At 70.5% G+C, this 10,212-nt stretch carries 10 protein-coding genes and 1 pseudogene; 5 read left to right on the forward strand and 6 right to left on the reverse strand.

Annotated features, from left to right (window positions below):
* Nucleotides 1-2,535, reverse strand: a complete 2,535-nt coding sequence (locus tag AB0B45_RS35595) for a LuxR C-terminal-related transcriptional regulator (protein ID WP_358139749.1) — start codon at nucleotides 2,533-2,535, stop codon at nucleotides 1-3.
* Between the two features lie 67 nt (nucleotides 2,536-2,602).
* Between AB0B45_RS35595 and AB0B45_RS35600 the strand changes: the two genes are divergently transcribed.
* On the forward strand, nucleotides 2,603-3,688 hold the full coding sequence (locus tag AB0B45_RS35600) for a phosphotransferase (protein WP_358139752.1): 1,086 nt from the start codon (nucleotides 2,603-2,605) through the stop codon (nucleotides 3,686-3,688).
* A 17-nt stretch (nucleotides 3,689-3,705) separates the two neighbouring features.
* Here the strand turns inward: AB0B45_RS35600 and AB0B45_RS35605 are convergent, their stop codons facing one another.
* The gene (locus AB0B45_RS35605; RefSeq protein WP_358139781.1) at nucleotides 3,706-4,068 is read right to left on the reverse strand and encodes a tyrosine-type recombinase/integrase; all 363 of its coding nucleotides are present in this window, start codon (nucleotides 4,066-4,068) and stop codon (nucleotides 3,706-3,708) included.
* Nucleotides 4,069-4,293: 225 nt separating this feature from the next.
* Here AB0B45_RS35605 and AB0B45_RS35610 point away from each other — a divergent pair.
* From AB0B45_RS35610 to AB0B45_RS35620, 3 genes and pseudogenes are all read left to right on the forward strand, one after another.
* Nucleotides 4,294-4,446, forward strand: a pseudogene (locus tag AB0B45_RS35610) (Tn3 family transposase); the annotation flags it as partial.
* A gap of 42 nt (nucleotides 4,447-4,488) precedes the next feature.
* Nucleotides 4,489-5,028 carry an SgcJ/EcaC family oxidoreductase gene (locus tag AB0B45_RS35615; protein ID WP_358139783.1) on the forward strand — a complete coding sequence of 180 codons (540 nt, stop codon included), beginning with the start codon at nucleotides 4,489-4,491 and terminating at the stop codon, nucleotides 5,026-5,028.
* A 108-nt stretch (nucleotides 5,029-5,136) separates the two neighbouring features.
* Nucleotides 5,137-5,685 (forward strand): hypothetical protein, encoded by a 549-nt coding sequence (locus tag AB0B45_RS35620; RefSeq protein WP_358139755.1) that lies wholly within the window; start codon nucleotides 5,137-5,139, stop codon nucleotides 5,683-5,685.
* A 148-nt stretch (nucleotides 5,686-5,833) separates the two neighbouring features.
* Here AB0B45_RS35620 and AB0B45_RS35625 read toward each other — a convergent pair whose 3' ends face one another.
* Nucleotides 5,834-6,304, reverse strand: a complete 471-nt coding sequence (locus tag AB0B45_RS35625; protein ID WP_358139757.1) for a MarR family winged helix-turn-helix transcriptional regulator — start codon at nucleotides 6,302-6,304, stop codon at nucleotides 5,834-5,836.
* A gap of 114 nt (nucleotides 6,305-6,418) precedes the next feature.
* Between AB0B45_RS35625 and AB0B45_RS35630 the strand changes: the two genes are divergently transcribed.
* Nucleotides 6,419-6,742 (forward strand): cupin domain-containing protein, encoded by a 324-nt coding sequence (locus AB0B45_RS35630; protein ID WP_358139760.1) that lies wholly within the window; start codon nucleotides 6,419-6,421, stop codon nucleotides 6,740-6,742.
* 265 nt (nucleotides 6,743-7,007) lie between these two features.
* On the opposite strand, the gene AB0B45_RS35635 is transcribed toward AB0B45_RS35630, so the two are convergent.
* The 3 genes from AB0B45_RS35635 to AB0B45_RS35645 form a co-directional block, all read right to left on the reverse strand.
* A complete protein-coding gene (locus AB0B45_RS35635; RefSeq protein WP_358139763.1) occupies nucleotides 7,008-7,442 on the reverse strand; it encodes a hypothetical protein in 435 nt (144 codons plus the stop codon).
* A 250-nt stretch (nucleotides 7,443-7,692) separates the two neighbouring features.
* Nucleotides 7,693-8,712: a TerC/Alx family metal homeostasis membrane protein gene (locus AB0B45_RS35640; RefSeq protein ID WP_358139766.1), complete on the reverse strand. Its 1,020-nt coding sequence runs from the start codon at nucleotides 8,710-8,712 to the stop codon at nucleotides 7,693-7,695.
* A 450-nt stretch (nucleotides 8,713-9,162) separates the two neighbouring features.
* Nucleotides 9,163-10,167: an NAD(P)-dependent alcohol dehydrogenase gene (locus AB0B45_RS35645; protein WP_358139769.1), complete on the reverse strand. Its 1,005-nt coding sequence runs from the start codon at nucleotides 10,165-10,167 to the stop codon at nucleotides 9,163-9,165.
* Between the last annotated feature and the right edge of the window lie 45 nt (nucleotides 10,168-10,212).

Here is a 10,212-nt window from a genome sequence, read left to right on the forward strand (position 1 = left end):
TCAGCCGGGCGGCGGGTTCAGGAAGGCGGCCAGGGCGGTGCGGTCGTTGACGCCGATCTTGTCGTAAACGGCGTACAAGGTGTTGGCGACGGTGCGGATGGAGACGATGAGTCGCTCGGCGATCTCGCGGTTGGTCAGCCCCTGGGCGGCCAGCACCGCGATCTCGCGCTGCCTGGGGGTCAGCTCGGGGGCGTCGAGGTTCATGAGCGCGACCGTGCGGGCCCCCTGGCAGTGCTGGGCGAGCCTCCAGGCTCGGGTCTCGGCGGCCCGTTCGCCGCGGTGCAAGCCCGCGTCCCGGTAGCGCGCGGCCGCCTGGGCAGCCGCCTCGGCCGCGTACAGCAGCAGGCCGAGCCGTTCGAAACCCTCAGAGACCGCGTCCAGTTCGGCGCCGTCGCGGGAGGCGGCGTGGCGCGCGAACAGCGCCACCAGCGGGCCCTCCACGTCGACCTCGGCGAGCCGCGCCGCGACCAGCTCGGGATGGCCGAGCCGGACGACGTCGTGCAGCGCGAACGGCAGGTCGCAGGAAAGCGCGTTCTCGGCGATTTCGAGGCAGAGCTCGACGGCCCCCGCCACGTTGCCGCGTCCTGCCATGGTCCATGCTCGGCCGAATCGCAGGGGCACGACGGCGGAGGGGCCGATCGGCAGGCCTGTGGCCTCCGCCTGCGCCAGCGCCTGCTCCGCCGCGTCGAGGTCGCCCAGGAGCGCGTGCGCGTGCGCCAGCTCGCCGAGGCAGGACCCCGCCAAGGTGCTGGGGGTAGGTAGCCGGGCCGCGGTGTCTCGGGCTCCAGCCAGGGCGTCGCCGAGTCGTCCGCGCATCCGCCGCACGCGGGCCTTGAGCGTGCCGAACTCCAGGATCGCCCGGGTCCAGGTGCCGAACTGGCCGTCCAACCCGTACCCTTCCCCGGCGAGCCGCTCGGCGGCCTCCAGGTCGCCGAGCAGCAGCGCGGCCGTGGTGGCCTGCGCGATCAGCGCGGCGTTGAGGCTGCCCATGGCGTTCGGTTCCCTGTCCAGGCCGGCGCGGATCTTCGCTACGAGGGCCAGGCAGACCGTGGGGCGGCCGCGCGCCACCATGAGGGCCGAGTCGGCGCCGCTGATCGCGCGCTCGCCGTGCGGGCTGAGCGCCCCCAGGCGGCGCGCCCGCGCGAGGAGTTCCTCGGCGACGGTGAGGTCGCCGGCGATCGTGGTCACGACGGCCCGCATGATGTACGTTGCCTGCCGCATGTCGACCGCGCTGACGAGACGGGTGGTCTCCGCGAGTACGGCCAGCGCCTTCTCGACGTCCCCGAGCCCCACGGTCAGGTTCAGCGCCCGTTGGATGCCGAGATCGGTCCGGGCGGGCTCGTCTAGCTCGGCCTCCCAGATGGTCGCGTACATCTGCTCGGCCTCGCCGTACCGGTCGGTGTAGAACAGCACCGTGGCCAGCGCGGCGAGCGCGGGCGTCCCGCCGCCGGCGGCCACGGCCGCGCGCCCGAGCCGTACGGCCAGTTCCAGGTCCCTGACGACCCTCGCGTGCTCGCAGCCGGCCAAGAGCAGCTCGAGGTCGCCGGTCATGCCGGCGTCCAGCCGCCATACGGCCACCCTGAGGACGTCCTCGCGGCGCCGTAGCCCGGCCTCGGCGACCGCCTGGGCCAGCCGGCGCATCAGCGAGCGCGCGCGCAGCACCCCGCAGCCGTCCCTGATGACCTCGCCGTGCAGGGGGTGGGCGAGCCGGACCTGGAGCCGTCGGCCGTCCGGTTCGACCATCACGAGCTGCCGGTCCTCCAGGTGGTTGACGGCGTCGAGGGAGCCGAGCGCGGCCAGCAGGTCCGCGCCCAGCGGCTCGCCATACGCCAGGAGCTCGAGCACCTCCCGCTCCCGCGCGGTCAGCTCGCCGATGCGGCCCGCGATCGTCTCGCGCAGCGTGGGCGTGATCGTCAGCGGCCCGCGCCAGCGCCACAGCCCGCGGTCGTCGGTGAGTATTCCGGACAGCACGAGTTCGCGCAGGTAGAGCACGTTGCCCTGGCTGGCGCGCCACAGCCGGGTCGCGGTCGCGGCCTCGACCTGGCCGCCCAGCGCCGCCCGCAGGACGGCCATGGTCTCCTCCAGCGTGAACGGCTCGAGCTCCAGCAGCGGCACCAGATCGTCCTTCCAAAGCGCGAGCACCGCGTCCGGCACCGGCGTTCGGCTGCGGAGCGTCGCGATCACCCGGGTGCCGCGCGTCGCGAGGTGGTGGACGAGTACTGCAGAGGCCGCGTCCAGCAGGTGGACGTCGTCCACGACCAGCACGGGCGCGCGTAATGCGGCGGCCGCCCAGCCCAGCGGGTTGCCCGCGGGCGGCGTCGCGGGAAGCAGCGGCGCAAAGGCGCCCAGCGGGAGCTCCGCGGCGGCCGCGGTCGCCCGCACCCACGCCACCCCATCGAGATCGTGTACGGCCTGCGCCACCAGACGACTCTTGCCCGTCCCCGGCGGGCCGGCGACGACCACGCCCCTGGTAGCCAACCTGATCTGCGCGAGTTGCGCCGCACGCCCGGTAAACGGCCAGGAGCCTAGTGTCACGAATAGGAGCGTATTTGAGTAGACCATGCTCATGCGAGCGCATTTGGCGGCTTAGCATGCTTTGCCTATGACCACGGCATTGATCGGCGACCTGACCAGCCTCGTTCGCGAGAACCTCGGCGACCCGCTGGCGGAGATCGCCGACCACCGGGTCGAGCTGCTCGACCACGGTCCCGGGATGTTGTCGACGGCCTCGCTCCATCGCGTGCACGGCACCACGACCAGGGGCGTGACTTGGTCGTTCTTCGTCAAGTCGGTCCACTCGGTCCGGCACTGGGCCGGATTCGAGACGGTTCCCGAGCAGGTGCGAGACGAACTGGTCACGCACTTCCCCTGGCGGGCCGATGCGGACGTCTACCTGGCCGGCCGCGCGCTGCCCGGCGGGCTGCGGATGCCGCGAATGTATCGGCTGGACGACCTGGGCGACGACCGGCTAGCCATGTGGCTGGAAGACGTCCGGGTCGCGCCCGATGGATGGGACCTGGACCGCTACCGCTCGGCCGCCCGCCTACTCGGCGAGCTTGCCGCCGCATACCCGGTGGCGGGGGCGCGTGAGCCGCTCAATCAGGACCTTCGATACTACCTGTCGACCCCGGTCGCCAACCTGTTCTTGCCGATCGTGCGTGATCCGGACACGTGGCGGCACCCGCTGGTCGCTCGGAACGCCGACCCGCTACTCCGGGCCGACCTGCTGGCGCTCGCCGACCGGATCGACCCGCTGGTGGAGGCCCTGGACCGGCTCCCACACACCCTCGTCCATGGTGACGCCGGCCCCGGGAACCTGCTGGTCCCCGCCGACGGCTCGGCGGAGTTCGTGGCCATCGACTGGAGCTGGCCGTCGCCGGCGGCCGTGGGCTACGACCTCGGCCAGCTGCTGATCGGCCGGGCCCACACCGGCGAGTTGGCCCCCGAGGACCTGCCCGCTGTCCACGAGGCGATCGAGGGCGCGTACGCCGCCTCGGTAACCGCCATGGCGAGCGCCGGCGAGGTCTCCTTCGGCTACGTCGCCTCGCTCGTGCTGCGCAGCGCCTGGACCGCGATCCCCTTCGACCGGCTGGGCCAGGAGCCCACTCCTGAGCTGCACGAGCTCTTCCGCAAGCGGGCCGGGCTCGCCCGCTTCATCGTCGACCTCGGACGATCACTGACCATTTAGCGAGCCGCAGCGAATCATCAGTGGCACCCGATGACGAGTGAACGTCCGGTGGCAGCCGTCAGCGCGGAACTGGCGGGATGCTGATGGCCGACCGGCACGGTGAGCGGGGCTGCGGTCCAGCTGGTCGACGTGCAGGTAGGCCTGGTGGTGCGCGGGTCGGCGTGGCCGAGCAGGGCCTGCACCACGTCGAGTGGTTCTCCTGCCTGCAGCAGCGCGGTGGCCACGCTGTGCCGGATGGCATGCGGGGTGAGGGTGTGCGGGTCTGGGATGGCGGCGGCACCCGCGAGCCGCTTCAGCAGGTCCAGGACGTAGGAGCGCTGCAGTTGGGCGCCGGTGCGGGTGACGAACAGCGGGCCGGGTGCCGCGCCACGCTCGGCCAGTTAGGCATCGAGCAGGGGACCGGTGGCATGGTCGTCGATGACGACCCGGTGGAGGCGGCCGCCCTTGGCGGGCAGGGTGAGAATCCGGTTGTCGCCGGCGTGCCCCAGAGCGTCCAGCTGGACGGCGGTGAGCTCGCCGATGCGGCAGCCGGTGGCCTTGAGCACCGCGACGACGGCGGCGGTGCGGGCGGATTCGTGCGCGACCGCGCGGACGACCATGTCGTCGCGGTGGACGGCTCCCAGATGGGCACCTGGGAAAACAACCTACTGGCCGAGTCGCACATCCGGTACGGGGGCTATGGCGGGCTGGCCATGCGATTCGTCTCCGACTCCTACATCGCCCTGTTCTCCCACTTCGTTCCGTGCGGGGCGTGGGAAGATGCCGACACCTGCCCGGGCGGCGATGGCGGCGACGGACGCGTGCGCGCCGTCTTCGGCGAGCATGTCGCGGGCGGCCTGGAGCAATGCGCGGTCGTTGCGCTCTGCGACGTCTTTGCGTGTGGTCATCGCCACAGACTTTTCATTTGCGGAGCGATTTGCTCCGGTATAGTCTCAAGGCGGAGCAAATCGCTCCGGAATTTGAGGAGATGCGACATGAATCCTGACATCGAGGCGATTGAGCAGGTCGTCCGCGACGCCGAAGAGTTGCAGAGCGACGCGGCCGGTTTCACTGGGCTGCTGACCGAGGAGGTGTCCCTGGTCAACTTCACCGGGATCCGGCTGCGCGGCCGCGAGCAGGTCAAGGAGGTCATGGCCAAGGCGCTGCGCACCCCATTGAAGGACGTGCTGACCAAGAACGAGCTGCTCGACGTCACGTTCCTGCGGCCGGACGTGGCGCTGGCCAACCTGGTCAAGCACGTCAACGACGACCGCACGGGAGCGCTGACGTTCGTGCTGGTTAAGGACGACGGCACGTGGCGGATTGCTCTGGCCCAGACCACCCCGGTGGTGATGTCATGAGTGTGGCTCCGGTCATCGGTGCCACCGGCCGGCAGGGCGGCGCCACCGCACGTCACCTGCTGAGCCGCGGCTGGTAGGTCCGCGACCCGGAAAGCGCCGCGCGGCCCGTTGTTCCTGTCCGACCGCCGCCCCCGGTCCCCGCCCGGCGTCCCGGCCCCGAGCACATCTGCCCGCACACCGGCCGCGCCCGAACTGCTGGCCGCCGACGTCGAAGACGTGATGGCCCGCGCCGCCATTGTCCGCGCCGCCCTGCTGCAGCGTAGCCTCGCCCACGCCACCCACCTGATCCGCCACAGCCTTCCCGAGGCGGCCGCCATGGCGGCCGACGTGGGCGAGGTCATCCCGTCGGCCGACGACGGCAGCCGTGTCGCGCTGCTCGCCGTCCATGACGGCGAAGACACGATCTGGCACACGATGGACGCCGACCACGACGAGGTTCTCCCGCCGACGGAGCTCGACGAGATCGAGGCGATCCTGACCGACGCCCTGCGGTTCGGCTTCACACACCAGATGCTCGACAAGCTCGGCTGGAAGGATCTTTACGGCAAGCCGTTCCACCCGCTGCCCGCCGCACGTGGCTGGGGTCTGTCCGTTTCACGGCACTGGTGTGCGCGTGGCCGGGCGCCGTTACGGCGCCCGGCCCGGTGCCGCCGGTGAGCGGGGCCCTGGAGTGTCCTCAGCCCCGGTCGGCGGGAGGCAGGTGGGGCGGCTTGCCGCACTTGTGACTGGGTGTGCTGGCGACGGTGGTTTGGTCGCGTGCGATGTGTGCCGTGCCGGGAGGGGGCGTTGGGTCCTTCATGCGGCGTTACAGGGTGCCGAACCAGCCGGGGATGTCGAGGCGGAAGAAGTCCGGTGGGGTGACCTGGCGTAGGTCGGACTCCATGGCGCGTAGGCGGTCCTTGCCCAGGCGGGCGGCCCAGCGGTTGCGGATGTCGTCGAAGATCCGCGCGGAGCGGATGAGGGAGTCGATGCCGCGCGGGGTCAGGCGGACGATTTTGCGGCGCGTGTCGTAAGGGTCGACGCTGCGTTCGACGTAGCCGAGGCGTTCGAGGGTTTCGATGGTCTTGCCCGCGGCTTGTTTGGAGACGCCCAGGGTGCGGCCGAGTTCCACGGCGGTGGTGCCGCTCTGGCCCACGGCCTGCATGACGAAGCCGTGCATGGGGCGTAGGTCGGGGTGGCCTTGGCGGGCGAGTTCGGCGTGGAGCTCGTCGATGATCGCGCGGAAGCCCATGAGGAGGCGCAGCGGGAGTTCGAAGCCCGGTGAATCACTTGACACGATAGACAACCTGGTTCACTATATAGACAACTTGATTGTCCATCTTAGAGGAGCACAGAGTTGTCTGTCATTCGCAGTGCCGAAGCTCGCCGGTCCGAGACTCCCGGTGGGGTCATGACCACCTTCGCCTCGCCGACGCAGGGCGGCGCCGGCCGCTCGGTGTGGCGGGTGGACGCCAAGCCTGGAGCCATCGGGCCGCTGCACGACTTCGACGCCGAGCAGGTGTGGGTCTGGCTCGACGGCGGCGCCACCGTGGAACTGGGCGAGGAGAAGTACGTCGTCGGCGCGGGGGACACGGTGATCATGCCGGCCAGGACCGCTCGGCGGGTGCTGGCCGACGCCGGCTCGGGATACACGGCCGTGGTCACCGCGCCTGCTGAGGCGCGGGCGTTCGGGGCTGACGGCACCGAGTTCGGCGTCCCGGCGTGGATCGCCTGACCTGGTCACTGAGGGAGTACATGATGAGCATGGTGAAAGCCGCAGAAGCCGGCGGATCGAGACGCCCAACGGGGTCATGACCACGCTCGCCTCGCCGACGCAAGGGCAGGCGGGGCAGGCCGTGTGGCTGGTCGATGCGAAGCCGGAGATGGAAGGGCCGGCGCACGTGTTCGACACCGAGCTGGTGTGGAGCTGGCTTCGCGGGGCCGCGGTGCTCGAGCTGGGTGGTGGCGGTGATCAGCCGCTGGTTCAGCGTCGGCAGGGCCTACCCACCGGGCGGGACGACGAGCCCGGGCCCTTTCTGCACCTTCGGCGCCTTTGGCAGCAGCGCCAGTTCCGGCTCCGGCTTGCCGCCGCCCTGTGAGGTGAGGGCGAACATGCTCCACGACTGCCACTCCTGCGTACCGGCGAGCTGGTCGACCGGCTCCACCCATAGCCGCTCGTTGAACACCGTCGTGACCGCGATGCCGCGCACGCGCGCAAGCACCCCGACCGGCAGGGTCCACGGCACCACGAACCAGTCGTTGGCGAAGACGAGGGCGAACTCCATCAGCATCAGCTTGCCGACGTCGGTGGTGTCGGGTGAGACCTCGGCGAAGTTCGTGCGGCGGTCCTCGAAGGCCCACCACCGGGTGTGCGGCATGCCGTCGAAGACCACCTGGGTGGGGACGAAGGTCGAGACGCTTCGGGTCGGCGCCACCTGCGGTGCCGGCGGGTCGCCGGGGTTCGGCTTGACAGCCGGGTCTCGCCGCTGCGTTCGAGGGCGTGCCAGTCCAGCGTGCCGTGGTGGTAGGCCGGAGCGCGTAGCACCACCTCGGTGCCGCCCTGCGCGTCTGACTCACCGGACGGGGCGGACACGCCGAAGGGGTACTCCAGCCGGGACGGGTCCCAGGCGTCGGCGTGCGCGCATACCTGGGCGTCCGCAGCCGCAGCGCGGGATATCAGAAGAGTCAACCGTTCGAGCGTGAGCCGGTGACACGCCGGGCTTCGCGGTGGTTGGCGTGCACACTCGTGATCGTGACGGTCGCCAGGACACCGATGATGACCCCGAGCGAGGCCAGAGTGGGGATTTCCGGGACTGCGGGCCAGATGCCGTGCGCCCAGTGCAGGACGAGTTTGAGTCCGATGAAGGCCAGGATGACGCCGAGCCCGTGGTTCAGGTGCCGCAGCTTCGCCAGAGCGCCGAACAGCACGAAGTAGAGTGCCCGCAGGCCCAGCAGGGCGAAGGCGTTGGTGATGAAGACGAGGAAGGGATCCTCGGTCACGCCGTACACCGCGGGCACCGAATCGACCGCGAAGACGATGTCGGTGGCGAAGACGGCCACGATGGCCAGTGCCAGCGGAGTCAGGGCGCGCCGTCCCTGCTCGCGGACGATCAGGTGGGAACCGCGGTAGTCGTCGGTGACCGGCATGAAGCGCCGCAGCAGGCGGATCGTGCGCATGGAGGAGATGTCGACCTTCTGCTCCTTGCCGCTCAGCGCGTCCTTGAGGAGCTTCCACGCGGTGATGATCAGGATGGCGCCGAACAGAAGGAACGCCCAGGTGCCGCTCGCCAACACCGCGGCGCCCAGCGCGATGAAGACCGCACGCAGCGCCAGCGCCCCGATGATGCCGTACAGCAGCACCCGCTGGGCCAGCTGGCTCGGCACTGCGAAGGCGGACAGCAGGAGCATGAACACGAAGAGGTTGTCCACCGACAGCGACTTCTCCACCACGTAGCCGGTGTAGAACTCCACCGCCACCCCAGGCCCGAACGCGAGCCACACGTAGACGCCGAAGAGCAGAGGAAGGGCCAGATAGAAGACCGACCAGCCGACCGCCTCACCCATCCGCACCTCGTGCGGGCGCCGCGTCAGGACGAAGTCCACGGCCAGCAACAGCGCGAGAGCCGCGACGGTGATCGACCACAGGTGCGGTGAGCCGATGCTCTCCAGCGGGGCAGCCGTGATCAGACTCGTATGGACGGGCATGGAACCTCCTCGAACGCGACGGGCCGTTCGAGGTCTCCTTCACCCACGATCGCGCGGGCGGCCGTCCGGGGACGAGGTCACGTCCGTACTGACCGGGCCGACTCTTGGGAAGTACTCCCCTCGCCCTCCCAGGTTAGGCGGACTTCCCGGTCTGCTCCACTGTGGCCGCGCCCGGGATCACCGGAGGCGTTGACCGGCGCCGCGCGTCGGCCGGATAGTGGAAGGAGCACGGAGGGGAGTACCCGCCGTCCGACATCCCGGCCGTCATCACGGTCTCCACGCCTGAGGAGGCCCGGTGGGATGTTCCTCCCGCCCGGTCCGGCCGACGCGGAGGATGCGGGAAGACCTTCGTCCTCGTGGTCGTATGTCCAGGCGAGGCCGGGGGAGTCCTCATGTCGATCACCGCTGATCGAGGCATTGGGCGGCTGACCCTGGCTGCGGTCAGGTGCTTCAGAGCCTGATCACGACCTTGCCCAATGCCTTGCCCGACGCGTAGTAGCGGTAGGCGTCAGAGGCGTCGTCGAAGGCGAACACCCGATCGATGACGGGCCGGAGCTGGTGATCTTCTATGGCGCGGTTCATCGCGAGGAACTGGGCGCGGCTGCCGACGGCGACGGCGCGCACCGTGGCGCCGGAGGCGAACAGCACCCGGGGGTCGATCGGCGGCGCGGTGTCGGAGACGAAGCCCACGCAGGCGATGTGGCCCGCTATCGCCACTGCCTTGAGTGACTGATCCAGCAGGCCCGTGACGTCGACGATGCGGTCGGCCCCTTGGCCCGCGGTCAGCTCCCGGACCATGTCCGGCCAGTCGGGGGTGGCTCGGTAGTCGATGATCGCGTCGGCGCCGAGTTCGGCCAGCCGGTCGGCCTTGGCCGGGCTGCTGGTCGTGGCGATCACCCGGGCGCCGAGCGCCTTGGCGAACTGGAGCGCGAACAGCGATACCCCGCCAGATCCCTGCACGAGCAGTGTCTGGCCTGGCCGGAGGCCGTCGCCGTCACCGGTCAGGGCGTTCCAGGCGGTGACCGCGGCGCAGGGCAGTGTCGCGGCCTCCTCGTAGGAGAGGTGATCGGGAATCGGCACGAGGGCGTCCTCGTCGATCACGGCGAGCTCGGTCAGCATACCGTCCAGGGAGCCGCCCCGCTGCAGCAGGTGCTGGGCGCCGAACGGGCCGTCCTGCCAGCTCGGGAAGAGCGTGGCCGTCACCCGGTCGCCGACTCGCGCGGTACGGACACCGGAGCCGATCGCGACGATCTCACCGGCTCCGTCCGAGACCGGCACCACGTCCGGCTTCACCGGCAGCACGTAGTCGCCGCGCAGCACCATCAGCTCGCGGTAGCTGAGCGAGACGGCACGCACCGCGACGAGGACCTGCCCGGGACCGGGGACGGGATCGTCGTCCCACCGCATCGCCAGGCCGTCGATTCCGGCACCGCTGTCGAGGTGATAACTACGCATTCTCGGGCTTCCCCTCGGTGGCCAGGGGAACCTCGCCCGCGGTCT

The sequence above is a fragment of the Nonomuraea sp. NPDC049152 genome (assembly GCF_040648355.1).
In the GTDB taxonomy this organism is placed as follows: domain Bacteria; phylum Actinomycetota; class Actinomycetes; order Streptosporangiales; family Streptosporangiaceae; genus Nonomuraea.

Excerpts from the sequence above, each read along its gene's own strand:
- AB0B45_RS35645 (WP_358139769.1), bottom strand. The coding sequence starts at position 10,167 with ATGCGTAGTTATCACCTCGACAGCGGTGCCGGAATCGACGGCCTGGCG.
- AB0B45_RS35640 (WP_358139766.1), bottom strand. The coding sequence starts at position 8,712 with ATGCCCGTCCATACGAGTCTGATCACGGCTGCCCCGCTGGAGAGCATC.
- AB0B45_RS35630 (WP_358139760.1), top strand. The coding sequence starts at position 6,419 with ATGACCACCTTCGCCTCGCCGACGCAGGGCGGCGCCGGCCGCTCGGTG.
- AB0B45_RS35600 (WP_358139752.1), top strand. The coding sequence starts at position 2,603 with ATGACCACGGCATTGATCGGCGACCTGACCAGCCTCGTTCGCGAGAAC.